The following is a 24,534-nucleotide window of genomic DNA, read 5'->3' as shown; positions in this document are numbered from 1 at the left end:
ATCAGAACCTGTAAGCGTAAGTTGCTGTAATCAGGTAGTCTGCAAATGCTGCATCGCCATGCTTTTTACCGGTTGGGTCTTGCATGTCGCTCCATGATTTTATTCTGTTACGAACAACCGCATAAGGAACACCAAAAATAAACGAATGGTGATGCGTATTAATAATGACACTTGGCTCAACAGAGATAATGTATCCGGGTCTGCGGCTACCCTCACTATTACCAATGCGGTCTATAGCAGGCAAGCCTTCTACCCTGCCACCCAATGCTAATGAAATACCTTTTTTAGGTGCAACCGAATAGCTTAAACCCGCACGACCTGCAAACTGGTCAGGTACAGAAAAGCCGGTAGCCGCATTAACCGTTTTAGGGCTGAACATATAAAAACCATTGTAGTAAACAGAGGCATTTTTGAATACCGACTGGTAACCCTGCATTTCAATGCTGTATCCCCAGCCGCTATCGCCCAATTGCATTGATTGGTCAAGGGCTTTGCGCTGGATGTATTCTTTTTTGTTTTTATCCAGTTTATGGAAGTCTCCCTGAACGTTGGCATCACCGGTTGGAGCTTTGACTCCCAACCCTATGGCCAGATTACCTTTCAGATGGGTAAGCGGATTGAACAACCAGTAGGTAGCAGATACACGCATATCGCCCACCCCTTTAGAATACGTATGAAAACGTTTCTGCTCCGGGTTAGCTTCAATTGAGTTGCCGTAGTGTTCATAAAGAGAAGAACGGTCGTTGTCAAGATACGGCAAATTCAATGAAAAGCTCAGACGCGGATTAACAGCGTAACTCAGGCCAAAATCAAAAGCATGAGAAGTGTTAATAACCTGAGTACCGTTTTCTATACGTTCTTTTTGCTCTTCTGTACCCACAAAATGGCGGAAAGAATGCAAATATCTGTATGAAGCCGTAAACTGAAACTGGCCGCCTTTCATCATTGAGGCCGGGCTGTTGGGGTTACCCGTTGCCGATGCCATGTGGCGTACGGCAATACAACCTTGCGAGAACCCCTTGATTGATCCCAAAAGCATGGCTAGTGAGAAAAAATAATATATTTTTTTCATTGAAAATACGTTTGAATAAATCTTAGCAAGCTGATTAAACCATTAGTTTTTATAAACCAGAACCATCGGCCTTTCCACGGGCAATAGCATACTGACCAATTTTTTTACCGTGTTCAAGACCTTTAACACAGTCGAAACGATAATGAATCAGTCCATAAACCCTTGAATTGGATGCTTCCTGAGCCATCGCATTCAACTTTTCAGCCTCCGTCGGGAAGATAGAGCCCAATACTGTGGCGGCGGCACCTGAAAAAGTAGAGTGCCCCGAGGTATAAGACTGGAAATTGGGCAAACCAACAGAGGTTTTGATACCGAATTGCTGAGGGCGCGGATAATAATAATAGTTCTTGGCGTCCCAGCATGCAATACCTGCATCCATCTCGGCAGTACCCAGCAATGCCAGCGTGCGGGCTGTTGCCAACTCACTGAACTTATTCTGGAAACAGAGATTAGCAGCGGCACGATGCCAGTGACCAGGAGGCGTGTAGCTGCCGGCACCGTCTGACCAGTAATTGGCAATGCGGGCCTGCTCACGCGTCTGATTTTTATCAATGGCCTTAAGCTCGTCAAGGTCTTTTTTAAACTCGTCACTATCTAATGCTGGCGGAGGGCTTGGGCGCATGGCCAGCATGGCTGCCTTATCAAAATTCCAGGTCTGCACGGTACCATAGTTAGGCAACATTGGCGGGCGGGCAGGAATTTCCTGGCTTAACCACTCCGACTTCAAGCCTTGTGCTTTGGCATTAGCAATTGCAGCAGCATTGACTGTCTGATTATTGGCGGCACCCATGCCGTCTGTTTTTGCGCGACCCATTACTTTGGCAGCTACGGCTTTGCCCAGGGCATCGCCTGCCGAAATATCAGAATCAACGTTCATACCACCCCAGATACGGGCATTTTTGGCTTCTGCCAGCTTGGCATCCAACAAAGGTACCTCGCCGGGGAACATCGCCACCAATATGGTATATGAGGCCGCAGCCACAACTGCATCTTCAGACGGGTAAGACGGTAAATCAGAAACCGGCAACAAAGCAGAAACAGTAGCATCTGTTTTTGAAGGAGCCTTGCGGTTATACTTAAACTTGTAGTTCCACGCGGCCACCAGTGCGTCATACTGCGCTACACTTAAATAAGCAAGTGCACGGGCTGTATAAGGCGGATTGGCAAACGGAAACTTAGGGTCTGCCAATGGGTTGGCAGCATCAGGAACCGGATACTTGCCCTCTGCATTTGAAGCAGGCGGAAGGTTATATCTGGCTGCCAGCTCACGAGCTATTTCGTTCCAGCGATACACGGCACCTGCACCCCAGTAAGTTACTGCTTTTTTGTTTTCCGGGGTAATGGTCGAAACCGTGGTTTTCAGTTTTGCTATTTCTGACTGGTACTCTGCCGAACCTGCCGCTTTTGGCTCTGCCACCGGAAATTCATCAGCGCTGGCGAGTACATAAGTTTTCCAGGTTCCTCCTTTTTCATCTAATTTTGCCGGGATATAGGCCTCTTTCAATGATTCTTCCAAATCTTTATTGCAAGACGAAACAACCAGACTCAATATTACTATTACTAAAAATGATACATGTATTTTTTTCATATTACGGCCCCGTATTCAAATGAGCGAACTGCCCGGGGAAGCAAATTTTCTGTTAGAAATCTTTTCTGCAAATTTTATTTTTTTGTTACCTGTTCAGACTTACTCTTGAAATTTATCTGATACAGGAAACCGGCTGATATTGTAGTAGCCTGGCCCATGTTTTCGCCATCTATTACTCTTCTGATCATTACATTGAACCCTACATTTTTTGGCTGAAACTTACCATAGAAACCTACGCCCGATGATTTCATGTTATTCGTCGGAAAAGGCATATCGTTTCTCCGTATGTAATCTCCGCCTACGCAAGTGTTTTTGTCAATGAATAATTCGGCCTGAATCCCTTTTTTGTAGTAACCCATCCGGGCGGCTACATCAGTAGCGTTAGGCATGCTTATTTCATTGGTGTTATAAACTTTGTCGTAAGCGTAATAGGCATCTCTGTCTACCTTTATATTACTGCGGAAAACGTAGCTTCCGTGTGCGGTAATATAAAAACCAGAAGTATGCTTGTAGTGAGCAATTAAACGTGCAGTAGCTGTTTTGGATTTAAGGCCAATTGACATCGGGAGAAAATCTGGTACATAGTTGCTTACCGGTAACGAGCCGCCCAATACTCCATGCAAGGAAAGGCCGTTTGCCGATTGCACCATATTGTATTTTAACCATACCGATACATCCTGAAAACCCTGCTGCCCCATCAGGTTACCTGCGCTGGTTTTTGTCCACACATAAGGTAAGCCGGCAAGAACATTCAGTTTTTTGGTAATACCGTAGGCTATCATAGGCATAACACTTTGTGTAGTGTGCGTACCTATATTGAAATTTTCGCGTTTTAATTTATTCTCCCAATATTCGCTCCACTGGCTATTTGAATAGGTTGTAGCTATACAAATAGATTTTTTGTTCATGTAAATGGCGTCATGAGGCATTTGGGCTTGCGCATTGAAAACCGCACCACCTACCAGCACAAGTAAAAACTTGTAAAATAATTTCATTTTAGAATAGTAAGTTTTTAGTTAAAAACAGTCATGTAACCCATGTGCAAGCTAATACCGTACCCCAACCTAAACGCACAGACAGATTATTAAGAACGGCCAAAGAGGGCGTTCATGAACAAAGGTCTATGTTTAGTGCCGGGCATTGGCACAACTTACCACATAAGAAGTATAGATTTGAGCGGATGCATTCACACATTGCGCTTTGGGCATAAACCAAGGCGGCAAGGCATAAAATTTGTAGAAAAGACTGTATTAAGCTAAATCGGGAGGTGGAGAATTAACAAATAACGTTGAAGCAGGAATAAACTCCTGATAAGTGTAGATTTTTAACGGGAGGTCTTCAACCCAGAAGTAGGCAATTGTGCTACTACCGAACTGAGTATAATCTTTAGTGAGATTCTTAAAAAAATTGAGCGCCTTTTTACCCGAGCCGGTGGGCTCATCGTTTACCTGTTTTTTTACCTGTTGCAGCAAACTAAAAACGTTCTCGCGGCTTGCATTTTCTTTCTTGCAATAAGTGTAAAGGGTATCACTTTCAAATTTGCGCTGATAAGTACGGAAAAAATCGCCTTTGAAGATAATGAGACCGTCTGTCTCTTCAGACTCGCTCCAACTGGCCATATACGGAATGGCCATTGGCACTTTCATAACCAGAAACTCACCTTTTTCCTGAAAAGTCACATTTGCGTGTACTACGCGTTCCTCCTGCCATTTGTCTAAAAGCATGACAAACGTAGAGCCCAGCATATTACACACCAGCAATGCCAGAAGCGATATGGAAGCGACTTTTTTCAGTAGTAATTTTGGTTCATGCAACAAATAAATCAATTAAATTGAAATTTTCCAACAACTTTTTACATTTTATTGATTTTTGGCAACGATATATTTTTGCTGATAGCCAGTGTACGAATTCCAAAAATACATAAAACGGTTATGATATCTATTACTTCAACAGACAGGTTTAACTTGCGAAGGGCAAAGTAGAAACAGCCCCCTATAATACAAACGGTAGCATACAACTGGCCTGTTCTGAAAAGCGCAGGTATTTCATTAAGGAAAATATCTCTTATTACACCACCAAAACAGGCAGTTATGGTACCCAGAATAATACAGGAAGGGACATTAAGCCCTGCGGATATACCTTCCTGGATGCCCCTGAGCGCAAAAAAACCAAGCCCGAGGGAATCGAACAAGGTAAGGGTTTTATCAAGATGCACAATCCTGTGTCTGAAAATAACCGTAACCATTGCTACCATCACAATCAGAATTATTATTGTAGAATCCAGAATCCAGCGCACAGGCAGATGCCCAATGAGCATATCACGTATGGTACCACCGCCAACAGAAGTAACAAAGGCAATAACAACCAGGCCGAAGATGTCTAGGTCTTTGCGCATAGCCGCCATAGTGCCTGAAGCCGCAAAAGCAATGGTGCCACCAATATTTATAAATGTAAAAAATTCCATTAGTTTTAGTAGTTTTGCAACAAAAATAGTAGTAAAAACGTCATTTTTATGTTTTTACAGTAAATTTGGTACATGCGAATAGATCAGGATACCGTACAGCAGATTATTCAGGCCGCCGATATAGTTGAGGTTGTGGGCGATTATGTTTCTCTCAAAAAGCGGGGAGCAAACATGATAGCCTGCTGCCCTTTTCATAATGAAAAAACGCCATCATTCTCGGTGTCGCCATCAAAAGGCATTTATAAATGCTTTGGTTGTGGCAAGGCCGGTGATTCTGTAAGGTTTGTGATGGACATTGAAGGTATAGGATACCCCGAGGCACTGAGACACCTGGCTAAAAAATATGGTATAGAAGTAGCCGAGCAGGAATATACCAGCGAAGAACAGCAGGTTCAGAACGAAAAGGAAAGCCTTTTTATAGCCCTGGATTTTGCCAATAAATTTTATCAGGACCAACTTTGGCAAACCCCTGAGGGCGAGAGCATCGGGCTGAGCTATTTTAAAGAACGGGGGTTTAACCACCAGACCATCAGGAAATTTGACCTGGGCTATAGTTCTGACGGACGGGATGTTTTTACCAAACATGCGCTTAAGAACGGTTTTACACTGGATATACTTGAAAAAGCCGGCCTGACTATACTGAAAGAAGGGCGCGAACCGATAGACCGTTTCAGAGGACGGGTAATTTTCCCGATTCATAATGTAGCAGGCAAACCTATTGCATTTGGTGCCAGGATTCTGAAAAAAGACCCCAACGCCCCCAAGTATCTTAATTCGCCCGAAACGGCTGTATATCATAAAAGTAATATAGTATATGGTATAGCGCAGGCCAAGAATCCTATCAGGCAGGAAGAAAACTGTTATCTGGTAGAAGGTTATACCGACGTTGTTTCGTTAAATCAGGCAGGTATAGAAAACGTAGTGGCTTCGTCTGGCACTTCGCTTACCAAAGAGCAGATTCAGCTAATCAGAAGATTTACTGAAAACATAACCGTTTTATATGACGGCGACGCCGCCGGTATTAAGGCATCATTAAGAGGAATAGACATTATTCTGGAAGAAGGCCTGAATGTGAAGGCAGTGGTGTTTCCGGATGGAGACGACCCCGACAGTTTTGTTCAGAAAGTTGGCAGCCAGGCTTTTAAAGAATACGTTAAGAATACCCAGAAGGATTTTATCAGGTTCAAGACCGAGATTTCACTGAAAGACGTGGGCACAGACGCCCTTAAGCGTGCTGAACTGATAAAAGACCTGGTAGAAACCATCTCTAAGATTCCGGACTCCATCAAACGTTCGGTATTTTATAAAGAGGTGGCCTCTTTGCTTAGTATTGATGAGCACATCCTGATTACAGAAGGCAATAAAATATTCCAGAAAAAGAGGCAGGATTCAGACCGCGACAGACAAAGACAGCAGAGGACTAATCCACTGGGTGATATCAACGCATTTGTAGCGCCCGAGCCTGATACCTTTGTGCCGGGTATGGAAGAGACAGCCAGAACCGTGAAACGGAGTGCCTTGTCTTATCATGAAGAAGAATGTGTAAGGCTGCTGGTATGTTACGGCACCCATGTTTTGGAGAAAAACGTTGCAGAAAACATAGACTTTACTCTTACCGACTATATTTTTAATGAAATTCAGGATATAACTTTTGAAACGGCATCTTACCAGAAAATACTGGATATATGCCGGGAGTTTCATCAAAGAGGCGAAATTCCGGACACTTCTTACTTTACCAGCCATCAGGATATTGAAATTCAGACCTTAAGCATTAACTGGCTTTCGTCTCCACATCAGCTGAGCGAAAACTGGGAGAAATTTGAAATATACGTACCATTAGAAAGCGATAAACTAGACGAAATGGTTTACACCAACGTGCTGAGGTTAAAAAAAAGCCGCTTTGAAATAGAGATGGAAAAACTAAGTAAGGAGCTCATTGAAACGGAATCTTTTGAAACGCAAGAGCAAATACTGGTAAAAATGATGGAACTGAAAGGAATCATTAAAAAATTGGCTGCACTTTTGGGCACGGTGGTGCAGGGCTAATTATACAGAATATAAAACCATGATAAAAGATATAGATTTTTCGCCTGAATTTGAGTTCGCTACTGCCAGAAGTGGCGGCCCGGGCGGACAGAACGTAAATAAGGTAGAAACAAAAGTAGAGCTTAGATTCAACATTGCTACCTCTGCCCTACTGACAGATACCCAAAAACAAAGGCTTTATGAAAAGCTTCAAAGCCAACTGGTACAAGAAACCGTTTTGTTGATTAGCTCGCAGGAAAAAAGAAGCCAGTTGCAAAACAAAGAACTGGTGGTGCAGAAGTTTTACAAATTACTTGAAAAATCTCTGCATGAAGCCAAGAAAAGACGAGCCACAAAACCCTCGCTGGCTGCAGTAGAAAAAAGGTTGAAGACAAAAAAAATCGATTCAGACAAAAAAGCAGCCAGAAACCAGAAAATTGATTTTTAATTGTCCGTAGAATAATAATTTGTGCACCGGTGGCGTGGCTAAGCCATTAAATATTTATTAAACCTGATAACTTAGTGGCATAATCGTTTTCTTTGCATTGAATGTTGCCGGTAACCGAATGAGAAAAACACTGATTTACGTATTAGTTTCGTTATTTATAAGTTCTTGCGACTGGTTTAAAAAACCAGACCCAACCCCCGTAACAGAGGTAATTCCTGAATATGAAACGGTGCCGGTAATGGCCAGATTGCCGGAAGATATAGCCAATGAAGCTTCTGGTGTATGCGACAGCCGCAGTATGCCGGGGAACGTCTGGGTGCAGGAAGATGGCGATAACCCCAATAATATTTATTTGTTTGCACATGAGGGGCAATACAAAGGGTCGGTAAAAATGCCTTTCCCTAACCGCGACTGGGAAGACATATCTATTGGCCCCGGCCCTGAGGCTGGCAAAACCTACCTATACCTGGCCGAAATTGGAGACAATGATGCGGTTTATAATAACCAGTATTACATTTATCGCTTCGTTGAGCCGCAATCATTACAACCCGTTACCAGTTTTGACCGCATAGCCTTTCAATATCCTGACGGTAGCCGTGACGCCGAATGTATACTGATAGACCCTCAGACCAAAGACATTTATATAGTTTCGAAAAGAGAGTTTAATGTACGGCTGTACAGGCTTAAATATCCTCAGTCTGTTACAGAAAATCAAACGGCAGAGTTTTTACAGACTTTACCCATTACCTATGTTACCAGCGGCGGGATATCATCAGACGGTAAAGAAATTGTTATCAGAAACTACTTTACACTTTTTTACTGGTACCGTAAAGATGGAGAAACCATACCTCAGGCGCTTGCCAGAACTCGCGACAAATTACTGCCTTACGTGCAGGAGCCGCAGGGAGAAGGTTTCTGCTTTGATAAAAACGGGAAAGGCTATTTTACCAACAGCGAAAGGCCAGACGGCCAGAACGCCATCTCTTATTTGTATTATTACCCAAAGAAAAAATAACCATTTATAAATCAAAAAGCCACTGTCTGAAGAAAGATAGTGGCTTTTTGATTTATATTCCAAGGTTTTACAATATAAACTGGCTTAAATCTTTATTTTTTACCAGACCTGCCAGCCTGTCGTTCACCATATCTTTAGTGATAACAATTCGGGCATTAGCGCCAATTTTATCGGGTACATCAAACATAATCTCATTCAGCAAATGGCTCATTACGGTTTGTAGCCTTCTGGCGCCAATGTTTTCAACCTCACTATTGGCATAAAAGGCAATACGGGCAATTTCTCGCAGTGCCTCGGTATCAAAACTCAGGCTAACGTCCTCGGCTTCCAGCATGGCTTCATACTGGCGCGTCAAAGCATTTTTAGGTGTTTGCAAAATCTGAAAGAAGTTTTCTTCTGTCAGGCTTTCCAGCTCAACTCTGATCGGGAAACGCCCCTGTAATTCCGGAATCAAATCTGAAGGCTTTGCCACATGAAAAGCCCCCGCGGCTATAAACAATATATGATCTGTCTTAACAGAGCCATGTTTGGTGTTCACGGTGCTTCCTTCCACTATCGGCAGCAGGTCTCGCTGTACACCTTCACGGCTTACATCCGGCCCGCCCGACTTACCGCTCGATGAAGCAATTTTATCAATTTCATCTATAAAAATTATTCCCAGGTTTTCAGCTTTCCAGATGGCTTCGTCTTTTACCTCATCCATATCTATCAGTTTGGCAGCCTCTTCGTCCAATAATATTTTTCTGGCTTCTGCAATGGTTACTTTGCGTTTTTTACCTTTTTTGGGCATCATACCGCCTATCATATCCTGCAGATTCATCATCGACACATCATCAATAGGCCCTCCCATCACGCCAATATTGGGCATTCCGTTGGTTTGCACATCAATTTCTATTTTGCGGTGGTCCAGGTCTCCGTTTCTTAATTTTTCTCTGAACGCCTCACGTGTTTTCTCATTCAGCAGATTTTCTGAGTTATCCTCAACCTCCTGCTTTTTTGTTTCCATCGAAAACCCAACGTCTTTTTTATCCTTTACAGGCGGTATCAGAATATCCAGCAGGGTGTCTTCAACAGTATCCAATGCCTTCGTTTTTACTTCTTCTTTTTTTGCAGCCCGTACCATATTTACCGATTGCTCTACCAGATCTCTTACCATGCTTTCGCAGTCACGCCCGACATACCCCACCTCTGTAAACTTTGACGCCTCCACTTTAGTAAACGGAGCCTCGGCAATTTTAGCCAATCGACGCGCTATTTCAGTTTTACCTACTCCGGTGCTACCTATCATCAGAATATTGTTCGGTATTATCTCGGCCTGCATTTCCGTGCTGGCGTTCATCCTTCGCCAGCGGTTTCTTAAAGCAATGGCCACATTACGCTTTGCGTCTTTCTGGCCAATAATGTATTTATCTAGCTCCTCTACTATTTGTTGTGGTGTCAGGTTACCTATTACTTTCGCCATTTATTAAAAAGCTTTTTATTTAATATGTTTGCTGTTATACTTAACGGCATAGCTGCAAATTTAGTTTTCATTCAGACTAAAACAAACCACGTTATAAATTTTATGACCAGCGGTCGGTGTGTATTACCAACCTTATCGGCGCTTTTTTTAAATGCTGTATCGGTTTATTTAACGCACTAGCGTACACAGGTAATTAAAGATTAAATTTCTTACGTTCCGCAATAGTATTTTCAAGACGGTGTTAAGTAATATATTAGGAATAAAACGTTTCTTAAAACCTGAAAGGGTTCAAAAAGAAATTAATCAATATTTTTTATGTAAATCTTACAAAATTTGCCAGGAAAAAAGATTTTTTTGTAAGTTTGAAGTACCAATCAAGCGTATTATACAAAATTTGTGGGTTACAGAATTTAAGTATGATTTTGTGCCGGTTTAAATCTAATTTTCACTATTCAACTCTTCAATAATGCAAAACAAAAAGACAACGAACAGAAGGGATTTTATTAAAAGCGGTGCTATTGCCGCCAGTGGATTCTTTATTGTGCCACGTCATGTATTAGGTAAAGGTTTTATTGCACCCAGCGATAAGCTAAATATTGCTGCCATTGGTGCAGGCGGAAAAGGTGGCTCAGACATTGCTAATGCCTACAACAACGGTGTGAACAATGTAGTGGCTATTTGTGATGTAGACATGGCTCGTTGTAAAGGCAGCCTTGATAAGTTTCCGAATGCTAAACGTTACAAGGATTTCAGAGTAATGCTGGAACAAATGAAAGGAGACATTGATGCAGTTACTATCTCTACTCCAGACCACCAGCATGCCGTAGCAGCTATGGCTGCCATGTCTATGGGCAAGCACGTATATGTGCAAAAGCCTTTGACACACGATATTTATGAAGCCCGTAAGTTGACCGAGGCCGCAAGAAAATACAAAGTGGTTACGCAAATGGGTAACCAGGGGGCCTCTAACCCTACTCAAAAAGCCATGATGCAATGGCTTGATAAAGGCACAATTGGAGTGGTGAAAGATGTACACATCTGGACAAACCGCCCAGTATGGCCTCAAGGTAACCCCGTGCCAACAGATAAACCTGCTATGATTGATTCAATGACTCCGCAGGATTGGGATTTGTGGGTTGGTACTGCTTCATGGGTTGACTATCACCCGCTTTATCACCCATTCAAATGGCGTGGATGGTGGAATTTCGGAACCGGTGCATTGGGCGATATGGGATGCCACCTGATTGACCCTGCGTTCAGAGTTTTAGGTTTGGGCTACCCAACTGAGGTAGAGTGTAGCGTAGGACAGGTGTTTCTGAAAGACTGGAGCCCTGAATATAACCCTGAAGGCTGCCCTCCGTCATCAAGTGTTCAGATTAAATTCCCTGCTACCAAGAGAAATAACTCGCCTGTTACTATGTACTGGACAGACGGCGGTATCCGTCCGTTCCACCCAGAGTGGATTCCGGCCAACGAACCATTGGCAGAAGCCGACAGCAGCAACGGTGTATTAATGATTGGTACCAAAGGTGTTATGACCTGCGGAACCTACGGAAACACACCGAAGATTTATCTGAAAACCGGTGAGAAAATAGATATTACTCCTAAAGAAGACCCTAGCGTTAAACCGCTTCCTGAACATGGCCACCAGGCATCATGGGCTGAGGCTTGCAAAGCCGGCTTTAACAGCAAAGAGCATAAAGGTCTTTCTTCGTCGTTCGATTACTCAGGCCCATTAACTGAAACAGTATTGATGGGTAACCTGGCTATCCGCAGCTATAACCTGCGTAAATCTAACGGCAAAAATGGTTTCAACTACGATGGCCGTAAGAAACTGTTGTGGGATGGCACTAATATGAAGATTACCAACTTCGATGAGGCCAACCAGTTTGTACAACGCCAATACCGCGAAGGCTGGAAATTAGTTTAAGATTTCCACTTCCTTTTTATAGAAGAAAAACCTGCCTTTTGGGCAGGTTTTTCTGTTTATTACAATTGAGCCATTAAATCAAAATCTTTCACTTTTGAAAGATACAGATAATTGAGCAACAACCCATTGCTGTTGTTAATAAGCCTATGTCCTTCTATAAACGGTAAGATATGGGTGGTGATACGCTCAAACTCGTAATCAGTACCCATTTCTTTTTCGTTCAGGTCAGCTATTTCATCGGCCGACATTTCCAGTTCGCAATAATATAGGTACATAGCTTCGTCGCTGGTACCCGTGCTCGGGAAAACCCGTTTTTGAGGTGTTACGTTAATCAACTGGTCTGCCGTTATATCCAGCCCGGTCTCTTCTTTTACCTCTTGCACTGAAATTTCCAACGGAGTTTTGCTGCCATCAACCATACCAGCCGGATGTTCATAAGTGAAACCTCCCTCGGCAATGCGACGTTGCTTTACTAGCAGCAGATATTTTTCTTTGGTGTCTTTATCTATCAGACAAACCAGAATGCAAACTACTTCCCCTTTCAGAAAACAGATGGGTGGTATTTTATCTCCTTCGGGGGTCTCGGCGTCCAGCATCAGCAGAGAAAAGAGAATTTCGCCGTTGTAACGGTATCTTGTATAGTGTTGGTCTATCCCGTTGATTTTCAGTCCGTTTTCTATCAGATTATTCTTCCAAATCTTAAATTTGTGTGCATCTTCGAGTTTTTCGTTTGTCATTTTTGGGTAATTTTATTTTTTGCAAAAATAGGGAGGATAAGTATTAAAACACAGGAAAGTTTGGTAACTTAATAACATTCTAATTGTAAAAATAACTTCACTTAAGTTTCCGGTATCGTATTGGAATAATTATAAATCAATATTATTATAACCTATCTTAAAGATAATGATAAAATACATAACACTTCCTCTGGTATCATTTGCAATTACCCCTCCATTGCATGCTAACGTTGACTATAAAACAGAACTATATGCTTTGTTAGAAAAATTCAACAGTCAAAAGAAATTAACAGATGAAGAATTAGTCAGATTGATTCCTAAAACCGAAAATGAGTTTAGCGTATACTATTCATTGACTTCCCCCAATAAGGAAAAAAAATGGAACGTAATTTTCAGCAATATTGAGATATATATAGGAAAAAGAGCAAGTGTTAGCCAGAAAGTTTTCAGGTCTTATGTTGGATTAACAAACTTTGTTGATGGAGAATATGCAGAAGGTTTTTTTGAAAGCTTAGATTTTCTTATTGGGAAACATACAAAGTATTTTTGCAAAATATTCAGTAGTTTATCTAGCAATGAAAAACGTAGGCTGAGCGACTTATATTCTCAATATTGTAAATAATACATTTCTTTGAATCAAGCTCTCTTAAAATACCTTGCAATAAACATCAATCGAAAAAATTGAAAGGAATAAATTTTAATACACTTCTTCTATTAGTCAGCGTATTCTGTTGTTTTATGCAGAGTTGTTCAATCGGCGACTGTAAAAATGTTGAGGATAAAAAAGAGGATACAATTTTAGTTTTAAATAGGCACAAAGTGCATATGAGTAACATCTCAGAAGATAAATTTAGGAAAGCTCTAAAAGTCGAGCAAAAAAACTCTGACACCACCTCGGTTGTGAAAAATAAGGGAAAACTAATAATAGCTTTGGCAAACAATAAGAAAGTTATTTTAAAAGACAGCCTTGCGGACTCTGATAATGTTGAACAGGTTATCTATACTTATATAGAACATCTTAAAGATGTTGGATTTTATGTAATTAAAGCACAACACTATGAAACTAGTGAATATCTACTTATAAATGACAAAACAGGTTATAAAGTAAAAATTTGGGAGAAACCAAAGTTATCTCCAGACAAAAAGCATATCGTTGCTTCATCTAATTCATTAGTATACGATGCTATGCCTAATGGCATTCAAATGTGGAGCTTACAAAGTGGGACTTTAAATCTAGAATGGGAATATAAGCAGGACGAATGGGAACCTGATAGTATTGTGTGGGCTGGCAATAGTAGCTTATATTTTATTAAAAAAATCCCTGACTTTGTATCAAAGACCAGAAAAGAGGAAAAGTATTTTATGGCGTTAACTATGGAATGAAAATGTAATAAACATGAATTATGACTAGAGAAGAATTACAGAAGAAATTAAATGTTTATCCAGGGTATTACTCATTAGATGGTGAACTATTGCCCGACCGTGTGGTTAGATATAAAATTATAAAAAATGGGAGGTTTTTTATTTCGATGAAAGGGGCAATAGAAATAATGAAAGGGTTTTTACTTCGGAATTTAGTGCAAACGAATACATTTTTGATTGTTTTAAATAAAATAAAGAATAGCGAAAACATCAGGAAGAATGGATAAAGGTTTCTTTTGAATTAAATTCTGAATACTCAATACTTATTACAAGATGCAATTAGCATATTCTATAATTTTAATGCTGTGCTTTTCAGTTGTATGTAAAGCTCAGGAAGGTAAGGAGAGCATACCCAACCGTATGGCAATGTTCAGCAGGGCGAAAGCAGATGCAGTATTGAAAAACTTTGATACATTACAAGCCCCCAAGATTTTGTATTCTTTGGAAGACAGGTATTACTATCTGATTATTAAAGATACTCCGTTGAACAAGGAATATTACGTTGCCTTAGACAGTTTAGGCGGAATAGATAAAATAAACCTTGCAAAAGAGGAAACAAAAACTAGGAAGAAACAGAAGCAATACCGGAAGTTACTCTCTGAGGCGAAACCTATATTTGATTTAAGTATATACCATACAGGACTTATTACCAAATTGCCTGATGCAAAAATGGCAGCGGGCAGACTATCCTATTTTGTAGTAAAAGATATTAATGGTAAAAGATATGGAGAATACAGCTTATCAGCAATAACAGCACCGTTGCCAATTGACACAAATCTTTGGGCATACTTAGTAAGGAATTTATCGGACGAATTGGCAAAAGACAGCAAAGCAAAGAGGTAAGAATGTTAGGATAAATATTAATAACAACGCATTGAAATTAAATGAAGAGATTTCTTTTAACTATAATAGTTGTCTTTTTGTCCCTCTCAATTAACGCAACTGATAAAAGACATAGTAGATATTCTGAATTTGAGTATATTCAGGATAAAAGAATAGAAATTCTAAGGCGTGCTTTTGAAAGAAAGGATTATTTGTCTTTTTTCAAATTATTCCCAAACACGTTTGAAGAGTTTTTTAACTTTTATGGATATGATGAAAAGTCAGGGGCAAAACTATTATACGGGCATGATGAACATATTGAATATCTATTTGCCAATAAGGGAAGAATAAATTCGGAAATTTTTGCTGCAAAAATTTATGGCATTGCCAAAGATGCAATCTGGAATGTAGATACAGTTGACCTTTTCCAATCATATCTATCAGAAATGATATTAAACTACCCAAATTTGTTTTTAAAAATTTTGGCTACTAAACCAGATAAAGAAGCTGCCGGTTTTTGGAGATTTGTTTTTGACGGTTCTTTAAACGGCAATTTAACTAATCAAGAAAGGTTTAACATAACCTACAAGAAGATAAAACAACTTGATACCAGACAAGCCGAAATATTAAAGCAGGAATTTTATAAAATGTATAAATAACTATCATGATTGAATTATTATCCGATGTTGCAGGTACTTTTTTTTAGTTGATGTATTGAAAATTTCACCGTTTATTTAATTCAGTCAGATATTATAATTAAAGTAAAGACGAATTAGCTATGAAATTAAAACTATCCAAAATACCCCGATTCAGATTTTTATATGCGATATCATGAATAAAACCAATGACAAGAATATTTTTAAGATTCGCTGGGGGAGTGTAAACTGAACTGTGTCAAGGATTTTTACAACTCACTTGTTGTTAACTCCAAGTGAGTTTTTTTCAAAATTATGAAATTTCAATCTATCGCCAAAAATGATGTACAACTGTGATAGTGTAACACCCCAATTTCGGACAGGCATAGTCCACTTTTGAGAGATTCTCTGTACGACCAGATAAATCAGTTTTAAGAGTGCCGTATCAGAAGTGAATGAGCCTTTCGTCTTGGTTACTTTTCTGACTTGCCTATGGAATCCCTCTATAGGATTTGTCGTATAAATCAATCTTCTGATGTCTTCTGCATACTCATAGAAACTAGATAGGTTTTCCCAGTTAGTAAACCAGGATTGAACAGCAATGATGTATTTTTTGCTCCATTTAGCTTCTAAACTTTCTAATTGTCTAAAACCTTCTTCTTTGTTTACAGCAGAATAAACAAGCTTTAAATCAGCTATAAAAGCCTTTTTATCCTTTTCAGGGACGTATTTTAAACTATTGCGTATCTGATGGACAATGCAGAGTTGTATTTGGGTTTGGGGATATACTGTAACGATAGCTTCAGGAAATCCTTTTAGTCCATCAATGCAAGCAATTAAAATGTCTTCTACACCTCTTCGTTTTAAATCCGTCAAAACAGAAAGCCAGAATTTAGCACCTTCGGTTTCAGCCACGTACATACCTATTAAATCTTTTTTCCCCTCTAAGTCTATTCCTAAGATGTTGTATATGGCTCGTGAAACTACTCTACCATCCTCTTTAACTTTATAATGAATACAGTCCATAAAAACAATGGGGTAGATGCTCTCCAAAGGTCTGCTACGCCATTCCTGCATGGCTGGAATTACTTTGTCTGTAATAGCAGATAATTGAGTAGCCGAAATATCCATTTGATATAGCTCCTTTAAATGAGAAGATATATCTCTGGTAGACATGCCTAAACCGTACAATCCTATAACTTTAGCTTCAAGTTCTTCTGTAATTATTACCTGTCTCTTAGGTAAAATCATAGGTTCAAAGGTGCCTGAACGATCTCTGCTACTTTCCAGTTCAAATTCCCCAGATAAGCTCTTTACTTGCTTACTAGCCTTTCCATTTTTACGATTAGCTATCCCTTTCGCTTTTGATTCTACTAGGTGACTTTCTAGTTCCCCAGCTAGGGCTGCTTCTAAAAAATGTTTCATCAATGGCGCAAAAATCCCTCTCTCACCATTAAAAGGTTTACCAGCATACATACCTGCAATTGCTTGCTTTTTAAATTCGTCAAAGTCGAATTCTTCTTTCTCTTCCATAAAAAAAACTGTGTTTAAAGTAAAATTAACATTTTAGCTAAATTTTTACTTGACACATTTTAATTTACAGTCTCTTCGCTGGGTATATTTTACTCAAATGGCTTTGTTTTTATATTTATCAATTTATCGGGAGTGGATTTAAATGGAATCCAAAATCCAACATGGAAGGGTATGCTTTAGCAGTAATTATGTTATTTACATTACCAGTATTAGAAATTATTATACTTATCTTACCTATTAATTTTGCCTTAAAACAAAAGGGGTGGATAATGATTTCTATTTTGGTTCTTGCCTTTTTAATGGGCTGGTACATTACAAATAAAAAATTGAAGTTTGGATGCTTGTTAAAATGATTTTGAGTATAGGCTTATTCTGTTATGAGTATAGGAAGGAACTGATGAAAAATCCCTAAGAAAAAGTAATGTAAAAGTACACTACTTTATTCAGTTTGGTTTTTGTTGGGTTATTGTTAGTTCAATGTAAATCTTCCTTTAATTTGAAAGAGACTTCTATTCTAATAAAAGGTATTTGGGCTGAAAATGAAGAGGAAAATGCATATTATGTCATTACAGAAATAAGCCAGAGGACTTCGATACTGGTTACTTATATAATTATGAAATAAATAGTAGGAAATATTTTATGATTTCAGATTCAAACCAAATAGTCTCAGAGTTTAAAATTATTAAGTTAACGAAAGATAGCCTGGTTATTCAAGGCAAGAATGAAGGTGATAGAAATATAATCTACAAATATTATAAAAGGTAATGGATAGTGTAACAGTGTAATTTTTATCAGCAAGCCATGGAAATATTCAACCTCAATTTGTAACCCAACCCATGAACCAAACTACAGGCAAATACATAATCATCATCGGTGGTATTCTTATTATCATCGGCATTATTGTCTATTTCTTTGCCGATAAGCTGCATTGGTTGGGGCGATTGCCGGGCGACATCAGGTATGAGAATGGCAATACACGTGTGTATTTTCCCGTTGTAACTATGATTCTGCTCAGTCTGCTTCTGAATTTCATCATCTATCTCATAAAGAAGTTCTTCTGACATTATTCATGCAACCGAAATCAGCCCGTTTGCGTCTTTAAAAGTAGTAGGCCAAAGTAATAAGTTATCAACGCATCTAATGAAAAGACTTTACATATACCTGTTTCTAACCAGCTGGGTTTTCTCAGCCTGCGACAGCGTGAAGGACCTTCAACCGGCGTTGAATGCAAATGAGGCCGTGCCGCAGGTAGCGGTCAATGCCATTAAGCAGGAATTTCCGGAAGCAACACAGATAAAATTCTCCACACTTGAAAAAGGCAAGCTGTGGGAGTCCAGCTTTCAATTCAAAGTAGACCGGATGTCGGCCGTTGTCAACAATTCCGGCAAAATCTCTGAAGCCTACAAAATCACCAATTCAGTACAATTACCTGAAAACGCCAGAACCTACATAAACAACAACTATCCGGGTGCCGAAATCAAGTACATTTGCCAGCAAATGGCGCCTGCCAATGGTTCAGTTATTGGTTATAAAGTAATTGTAAAACTTACTGACGGTAAAGAAATTGCTATTGTTTTTGACAGTACCGGCACTTTGGTTTTGGTGGCTGCTAACGACAGGCCAGGGCCACCCCAGCCAGGAAACGGCCAGGGTGGGCCTAAAATATATTTTATTGAGGAAACCGACCTGCCTACAATTATCAGAACCTATCTGGGCAGCAAACATGAAGGCTATACGTTTGTAAAAGCAGCGGTTTCGCTCATGCCTAATGGCAAATTGTATTCGGTGGTGGTTTCTAAAGATATGACCAGCTTTGAATATCTGTTTGATGAAAAAGGCAATGTTTTGAGGGCGGGCAACCTGGGCATTGGCGTACCTTTTAACAAGCTGGAGTACAAGCTGGTGTCGCTTAGTGAACTGCCTCAGACAATTAAAGATGGCCTCAACAAAAACTTTACGAGCTGGACCTATGAAAACGGAATAAAGTTTTCGCAAAGCGGGCAATTGCAGGGGTATTTTATTCTGGTTACGGCCGACAAAAAACAATTTTCGTTGCAGTTTAATGATAAAGGTGATTTCATGCGAGGTGGGCAGGTATGCGGGCCGTTGGGGGCATCGAGCGGTAAATATGAAATCAAAACCATTCAGCCAAAAGACCTGCCAGAAGCCATCAGTAGTTTTCTGATTAGCCGGCATCAGGATTTCAGTTATATACAAACCTCGCTCATTACCGATAAGGATAAGAAAATATACTGGGTGGCCATTATCAGAGATGACCAGGTACTGAATTATGCATTTGACGACAAAGGTAAAATTATAAGCATTGTTGAAACCATACTGAAAGTGAACATCGGCAAAGGTATTGCCCGTCTGATGCAGGAAGACAACATTACCGAAAAAATAAAAACCTATATTAATTCTTATTATCCCGGCTGGAGTTTCCAGACAGGCATGATAAATTTTGTAGACAATCAATTGTTTTCATATATAGTGGTTATTAAAACAGGGATCGACATTTATATTCTGAGTTTTGATGCCAACAGCAATTTTGTAGCTGCCAGAAAAGGCTGACCCCCTTTCGCAGTTATTATCGGGGCAAATAACGCTAGCCTATTTAAAACGTAATTACTAAGAACACTGCAATCCCTTTCAGAATGCCCGGTGAAATTGATTTAGTACTTGGATGCCAACGGAACGATCCCAGAGCACAAGCCGCCTTTTATAATTTATATAAAGGTCGGTTGTTGGGTATTTGTCGTCGTTATGCACGCACAGTTATGGAAGCTGAAGATATATTTCAGGAAGCCTTTATTAAAGTTTTCAATAAAATTCATGACTTGCAAAAACCTGAGTCGGTTGAATATTGGGTAAAGTCGCTGGTTATCAGAACAGCCATTGACCATTACAGGCAAAATAGCAATGAAAGGCAGTTTGTAGATTATCATGTGCTGGAAGATACCGGAAATGCCGATATAAGTGCGATATCGCAATTGAGCCACGAAGAGATAGTTTCGGTAATTAACGAGTTGTCAGACGGATACAGAATGGTGGTAAACCTTTATCTGATAGATGGTTATGAACATAACGAAATAGCCAAAATATTAGGTATTTCAGAAGGCACATCAAAATCTCAGCTATCAAGGGCTAAGGTTCATTTAAGGAAGAAACTCATTGAGATGGGTGTTACTATTTAAGAAAATTTTCAATACATCCCTAAAGGGGATAAAATATGCTCTCAGAAGACGAAATAAGAAGAAAGCTGACAGAGAAATTCGGCAGTTTTGAATCAGAACCCCAGGAAGAATCATGGGAGAAGATTCGTGCGCGTATTAATCTGAACCGGATGTTTCAGGACTACGAAGCTGAACCTCAGGACGAATCGTGGGAGAAAATACGAGCAGGTATTGACCTGCAACGGAGAATGAATGAATTTGAAGCTGAGCCACAAGAGGAATCATGGGAGAAAATTCGTGCAGGTGTAGAGCTGGCTGAAAAGTTCAAAAACTATGAACCTGAACCCCAAGCCATCAGCTGGTTAAAAATTCAGGAGGCCATTCAACCACAAAAATGCCGCAGAGGCATTATTCCGCTTTTCTTCAGGATTGGGCTGGCAGCAGGAGTTGTACTCATGCTGGGTAGTTTATGGTGGTTGCTTAACCGTAATGATACCCCTGCTGCTGTTGCAAACAATTCTTCGGTTAAGAAGTCTGTTTCTGATGCAGCTGCCGTTTCTGCAAGACCTGAAAATAACGCAGAAAAACACCCTGGCAAACATCTCCCGGGGAATGCTTCAAAGATACCTTTAGCCATTAGCAAACAGCCTGCCACGGGGGTTCGTACAGGTAAAAACAAGACAAAGCTTAAAAATGAAGCAATGATTGCCGGAAACAAAACCAACACCGGCAGAACCTTACCTGCCCCGGCAATAATGGATACAAAGGAACCACAGGCAACCCTGGCCAATGCGCAAACATCAGAACAGGCGGAGTTTAATGCAGAACTTTTGCAGGCAAAAGTTTATCGCCAGAAGTCGGTTCGTAAGCCGTTTAATGCCATTGCTTATAACATAGAAAAACCGTACCAGGAAAAAGCGCAGAGAGTGCACCGCGACATTGTCTTTAATGCAAGCCTGATGCCGCTTCAAACCTATCAGGCATTTACTGTAATGCCTCAAACCAATACTTATATACAGCAGGTCGGGCGTTTGGATGCCATAGATAACCAAAGGCTGGGGATACAATTGCGGGCAGGGGCTATGAAACCGTTGTCGAACAGATATGCTGTCGGGCTTTCTGCCACTTACACTGGTTTGCAACAATGGGCAAACTATGAATTGAACAACGGCGAATATGAAGTACAAACCAGTAATAACGGCACCTACACACTTGTAGGTATTGGTGAACAGGTATCTCAAAAGCAATTTATGCAAACGGTAGGCTTAAAGGTTGACAACGCGTATCTGGTAAGCCGTAAGAAAAACGCTGTCTACGCCATTGCAGGTGCAGAAGCGGTACATGTGCTTACCAATAAAGATTTTGGATTTTACATCAATGCTTCGGTGGGTGTTTCATATCCTATTAAAGGAGGCAAATCCTTATGGATAGAACCCACATTTCGTTACAGTCTCTCACAATCGGCTGACGCCAACAATTATCTGAAGATACGCCCATACAATATCGGGCTTAATCTGCGTGTTAATTTCATTTAATAAAGGATTTTTTGCAATTCTGTCAAAATTCATTTCATTTGCAAACATAATCCAAACGATAACACAATGAAACTCAGAATTTCCCTTATTATACTTGCGCTATTAGTTATTGGCTTTGCCTATTACCTCACTGTGGGACATTATTCAAAAGGCGATAGAGCAGGAACTATTTCAAAAATCAGTGAAAGAGGCTATATTTTTAAAACGTTTGAGGGTGTGCTGAATGAAGGAGGATACTCTGGCGAAACTGGCACGCTTACCCCTCGCTACTGGGACTTCTCCTGCAAGCTGGATTCAGTAACAACCAAGTTAGAAAAGGCCTTAAAAACCGGAGAACGTGTTACTTTAAAGTATCAGGAAAAGTTTTTTCAGTTTCCATGGAATGGAGATACCAAGTACTTTGTTGTTGATGTTGAATTTCTGAACAACCAGGAGGTACCTACGAAAGAGCCTTTTCCGCATCCGCAGCAAGAAAGCGTACCTGCTGATTCAGCCAAGTCAGATAATCTTTTGTAATAGAAATGACTTGTAATCAAAAAAGCCGGAAGACAAAATCTACCGGCTTTTTTGATATTATTCTTGTTTTATTTCAGAGAAATCAAATCGCACAATATTCTTTCAGATTCTGTCAATATCAAATCTTTGCTATCCTTTTCACCTGCGCTCAGCTTGTTTACTGCGCTTCTGTGTTTTTCGCTTTCATCTCTTTCTGCTTTACGTTTCGCTTCATTTAAAGACACAACCGTTACATCTTTTGTCTTGCGATACTCAGTAAGGTCTTCAACCAATTGTTTCATGGCAGGGTCTGAGCTCAGCCTTTGTTCATATTTTTCCAGAATTTTGCCAAGAACCTTATCCGTAATTATATTGGTTTTTTCATAAGCAGAGGTACTAATCTGGTCAAACGGCAGCGCGGCCGGCTGAGAACTTTCGCCCATTTCGTCAGGGTCAAAAGGTGAAGGCAGATTAATATCAGCCGACACACCCTTTCTTTGGGTGCTGTTACCCGTAATACGGTAGAACTTCTCAGTAGTTAACTTCAGCTGACCATATTTTTCCTTCTGGTCGAAACCAACATTAGAAGAGGCCTTTTTATCATTTGAGGCTGTACGCGGTGACAGCAGAAACTGGTCAAGGTCAACCAATTGTTGAACGGTGCCTTTTCCGAAAGATTTTTCGCCTACAACCAGCCCCCTTTTGTAGTCCTGAATAGCGCCTGCAAATATTTCAGAAGCCGAAGCACTGAAACGATTCTGCAAAATTACCAGCGGGCCGTTGTAAACTAGTTCAGGATCTGTGTCGCTTTCAACATCAATAGCACCATTATTGTCGCGCCGTTGTACCACAGGGCCTTTGGTAATAAATAGTCCGGTAAGGTTAATGGCTTCCGTTAGTGCACCACCTCCATTGTTCCGTAAATCAATTACTACTCCTTCTACTCCTTTGGCCTTAAATTCATTCAGAAAACGCTTCACATCTTTGGTTGTACTCTGAAAATCGCCGCCTTTGCGGGCATCCTCAAAGTCGCGGTAAAACATCGGAATCTCAATTACACCCAGTTTGTAATCCTTGCCGTTTTGTTTGAAAGGCACAACCGTTCCTTTGGCTACGGCTTCTTCCAGTTTTACCTTTGCACGTACTAGTCTAAGCTCTTTTGTGGCAGACCCGGCGGGGGCATCGCCCGGTAGCAGCCGAATGCGCACTACAGTACCTTTTGTACCTCTTATCAGTTTTACGGCATCATCAGTCAGCCAGCCCACAATATCCTGCCAAGGGCCATTTTCGCCTTGTGCAACAGCCAGTATCCGGTCGTTTTTCAATGCCCTGCCATCTTTAAAAAGTGGCCCGCCCGGTATTACCTCGGCAATGGTTACATAGTCGCCTTCATTTTTCAGAGAAGCACCTATGCCTTCTACCGACTGGCTCATTTCAATATTAAACTGAGCCGCCGTGCTGGGTATCATATAATTGGTGTGGGGGTCTATGGTCTCAGAGAAGGCGTTCATGAAAGTTTGAAACACGTCTTCAGACCGCCACTTGGCAATTCTAGACTCCCAGCGATTATAGCGATCTTTCAAGGTAGCCACTATCGCGCTATCTTTACTGCCACTCAGTTTCAGGTCAAGCACCTGGCTTTTTACAATCTTACGCCATACTTCATCAAGTTCTTCTTCCGATTTCGCCCAGCTTGCTTTCTCTCTGTCAGCATCAAAAGCTTCATCAGTTGTAAAATCAAAAGGTTTGTCAAGCAGGGTTATAATTTTTTCATGGCGTTTTTTGTATTTAGCTCTAAACAGATTAAATACTTCAAAAGCCGGGGTAAGGTCTCCTTCCAGCAAATCTTCATCTACGCCATATCTGTATTTTTCAAATGACGCGATATCAGCCTGTGTAAAATAGGCATGGCTGCCGTCTACATCTTTCAGAAAATTATCCCAGACTTTAGACGAGAAGTTGTCGTCCAGTTTAAATTTCTGGTAATGATGATAACTAAGAAACTGCGTGGCAAATTGCTCTACCTGCTCTTGCGTGCGGGTTGGCACCAACTCATTGTATCCGTAAGTAGGGGCAGTAGATACTTTGTTCTGAGCCTTGTTCTCGAAGCATCCGAAAAGCCCTGTCAGGGTAAAGAGTACCAGAATTTTTTTCATAATTTCTAACATAACAAAGCAA

The 24,534-nt window shown here is 40.5% G+C and carries 23 protein-coding genes; 14 read left to right on the top strand and 9 right to left on the bottom strand.

Annotation, left to right across the window (positions count from 1 at the left end):
* Nucleotide 1: 1 nt before the first annotated feature.
* From NZ848_RS03140 to NZ848_RS03120, 5 genes are all read right to left on the bottom strand, one after another.
* On the bottom strand, nt 2-1,072 hold the full coding sequence (locus tag NZ848_RS03140; RefSeq protein WP_259014322.1) for a hypothetical protein: 1,071 nt from the start codon (nt 1,070-1,072) through the stop codon (nt 2-4).
* Between the two features lie 49 nt (nt 1,073-1,121).
* On the bottom strand, nt 1,122-2,660 hold the full coding sequence (locus NZ848_RS03135) for a phosphatase PAP2 family protein (RefSeq protein ID WP_259014321.1): 1,539 nt from the start codon (nt 2,658-2,660) through the stop codon (nt 1,122-1,124).
* Nucleotides 2,661-2,734: 74 nt separating this feature from the next.
* Nucleotides 2,735-3,655 (bottom strand): hypothetical protein, encoded by a 921-nt coding sequence (locus tag NZ848_RS03130; RefSeq protein ID WP_253533833.1) that lies wholly within the window; start codon nt 3,653-3,655, stop codon nt 2,735-2,737.
* 255 nt (nt 3,656-3,910) lie between these two features.
* Entirely contained in the window at nt 3,911-4,474 is a 564-nt protein-coding gene (locus tag NZ848_RS03125; RefSeq protein WP_259014320.1) for a hypothetical protein, read from the bottom strand.
* A 38-nt stretch (nt 4,475-4,512) separates the two neighbouring features.
* Nucleotides 4,513-5,124 (bottom strand): trimeric intracellular cation channel family protein, encoded by a 612-nt coding sequence (locus tag NZ848_RS03120; RefSeq protein ID WP_259014319.1) that lies wholly within the window; start codon nt 5,122-5,124, stop codon nt 4,513-4,515.
* Nucleotides 5,125-5,196: 72 nt separating this feature from the next.
* Here NZ848_RS03120 and dnaG point away from each other — a divergent pair, with 72 nt between their 5' ends.
* From dnaG to NZ848_RS03105, 3 genes are all read left to right on the top strand, one after another.
* Nucleotides 5,197-7,170, top strand: coding sequence for a DNA primase (dnaG, locus tag NZ848_RS03115; protein WP_259014318.1), 1,974 nt, complete (start codon nt 5,197-5,199; stop codon nt 7,168-7,170).
* Between the two features lie 19 nt (nt 7,171-7,189).
* Nucleotides 7,190-7,597: an alternative ribosome rescue aminoacyl-tRNA hydrolase ArfB gene (gene arfB, locus NZ848_RS03110; RefSeq protein WP_101725474.1), complete on the top strand. Its 408-nt coding sequence runs from the start codon at nt 7,190-7,192 to the stop codon at nt 7,595-7,597.
* Nucleotides 7,598-7,715: 118 nt separating this feature from the next.
* Nucleotides 7,716-8,612, top strand: a complete 897-nt coding sequence (locus tag NZ848_RS03105) for a PE-PGRS family protein (protein WP_259014317.1) — start codon at nt 7,716-7,718, stop codon at nt 8,610-8,612.
* 67 nt (nt 8,613-8,679) lie between these two features.
* Here the strand turns inward: NZ848_RS03105 and hslU are convergent, their stop codons facing one another.
* Nucleotides 8,680-10,074 (bottom strand): ATP-dependent protease ATPase subunit HslU, encoded by a 1,395-nt coding sequence (hslU, locus tag NZ848_RS03100; protein WP_259014316.1) that lies wholly within the window; start codon nt 10,072-10,074, stop codon nt 8,680-8,682.
* A 466-nt stretch (nt 10,075-10,540) separates the two neighbouring features.
* Between hslU and NZ848_RS03095 the strand changes: the two genes are divergently transcribed.
* The gene (locus NZ848_RS03095) at nt 10,541-12,004 is read left to right on the top strand and encodes a Gfo/Idh/MocA family protein (RefSeq protein ID WP_259014315.1); all 1,464 of its coding nucleotides are present in this window, start codon (nt 10,541-10,543) and stop codon (nt 12,002-12,004) included.
* Nucleotides 12,005-12,063: 59 nt separating this feature from the next.
* Here NZ848_RS03095 and NZ848_RS03090 read toward each other — a convergent pair whose 3' ends face one another.
* Nucleotides 12,064-12,741 carry an NUDIX hydrolase gene (locus tag NZ848_RS03090; RefSeq protein WP_259014314.1) on the bottom strand — a complete coding sequence of 226 codons (678 nt, stop codon included), beginning with the start codon at nt 12,739-12,741 and terminating at the stop codon, nt 12,064-12,066.
* A 166-nt stretch (nt 12,742-12,907) separates the two neighbouring features.
* Here NZ848_RS03090 and NZ848_RS03085 point away from each other — a divergent pair, with 166 nt between their 5' ends.
* From NZ848_RS03085 to NZ848_RS03065, 5 genes are read left to right on the top strand one after another with little or no spacing between them, the layout of a single operon-like run.
* Nucleotides 12,908-13,363 (top strand): hypothetical protein, encoded by a 456-nt coding sequence (locus NZ848_RS03085; RefSeq protein WP_259014313.1) that lies wholly within the window; start codon nt 12,908-12,910, stop codon nt 13,361-13,363.
* A 59-nt stretch (nt 13,364-13,422) separates the two neighbouring features.
* A complete protein-coding gene (locus NZ848_RS03080; protein WP_259014312.1) occupies nt 13,423-14,124 on the top strand; it encodes a hypothetical protein in 702 nt (233 codons plus the stop codon).
* Nucleotides 14,125-14,144: 20 nt separating this feature from the next.
* Entirely contained in the window at nt 14,145-14,390 is a 246-nt protein-coding gene (locus NZ848_RS03075; RefSeq protein ID WP_259014311.1) for a hypothetical protein, read from the top strand.
* A gap of 46 nt (nt 14,391-14,436) precedes the next feature.
* Nucleotides 14,437-15,006, top strand: coding sequence for a hypothetical protein (locus NZ848_RS03070; protein ID WP_259014310.1), 570 nt, complete (start codon nt 14,437-14,439; stop codon nt 15,004-15,006).
* A 41-nt stretch (nt 15,007-15,047) separates the two neighbouring features.
* The gene (locus tag NZ848_RS03065; RefSeq protein WP_259014309.1) at nt 15,048-15,644 is read left to right on the top strand and encodes a hypothetical protein; all 597 of its coding nucleotides are present in this window, start codon (nt 15,048-15,050) and stop codon (nt 15,642-15,644) included.
* Nucleotides 15,645-15,896: 252 nt separating this feature from the next.
* Here NZ848_RS03065 and NZ848_RS03060 read toward each other — a convergent pair whose 3' ends face one another.
* A complete protein-coding gene (locus NZ848_RS03060; RefSeq protein ID WP_259014308.1) occupies nt 15,897-17,153 on the bottom strand; it encodes an IS256 family transposase in 1,257 nt (418 codons plus the stop codon).
* Between the two features lie 836 nt (nt 17,154-17,989).
* On the opposite strand from NZ848_RS03060, the gene NZ848_RS03055 reads away from it, so the two are divergent.
* From NZ848_RS03055 to NZ848_RS03035, 5 genes are all read left to right on the top strand, one after another.
* Nucleotides 17,990-18,214 (top strand): DUF2905 domain-containing protein, encoded by a 225-nt coding sequence (locus tag NZ848_RS03055; protein ID WP_259014307.1) that lies wholly within the window; start codon nt 17,990-17,992, stop codon nt 18,212-18,214.
* A 79-nt stretch (nt 18,215-18,293) separates the two neighbouring features.
* On the top strand, nt 18,294-19,724 hold the full coding sequence (locus NZ848_RS03050; RefSeq protein WP_259014306.1) for a PepSY-like domain-containing protein: 1,431 nt from the start codon (nt 18,294-18,296) through the stop codon (nt 19,722-19,724).
* 83 nt (nt 19,725-19,807) lie between these two features.
* Nucleotides 19,808-20,347, top strand: coding sequence for an RNA polymerase sigma factor (locus NZ848_RS03045; RefSeq protein WP_259014305.1), 540 nt, complete (start codon nt 19,808-19,810; stop codon nt 20,345-20,347).
* 35 nt (nt 20,348-20,382) lie between these two features.
* Nucleotides 20,383-21,861: a hypothetical protein gene (locus tag NZ848_RS03040; RefSeq protein ID WP_259014304.1), complete on the top strand. Its 1,479-nt coding sequence runs from the start codon at nt 20,383-20,385 to the stop codon at nt 21,859-21,861.
* 66 nt (nt 21,862-21,927) lie between these two features.
* Nucleotides 21,928-22,377 (top strand): hypothetical protein, encoded by a 450-nt coding sequence (locus NZ848_RS03035; RefSeq protein ID WP_259014303.1) that lies wholly within the window; start codon nt 21,928-21,930, stop codon nt 22,375-22,377.
* A gap of 68 nt (nt 22,378-22,445) precedes the next feature.
* On the opposite strand, the gene NZ848_RS03030 is transcribed toward NZ848_RS03035, so the two are convergent.
* Nucleotides 22,446-24,512, bottom strand: a complete 2,067-nt coding sequence (locus tag NZ848_RS03030; RefSeq protein WP_253533819.1) for a carboxy terminal-processing peptidase — start codon at nt 24,510-24,512, stop codon at nt 22,446-22,448.
* Nucleotides 24,513-24,534: the final 22 nt, after the last annotated feature.

The organism is Emticicia fluvialis, assembly GCF_024793945.1.
GTDB classification, from domain to species: domain Bacteria; phylum Bacteroidota; class Bacteroidia; order Cytophagales; family Spirosomataceae; genus Emticicia; species Emticicia fluvialis.
The sequence above is the reverse complement of the archived record's forward strand: the minus strand, read 5'-3'. Positions and strand labels throughout refer to the sequence as shown.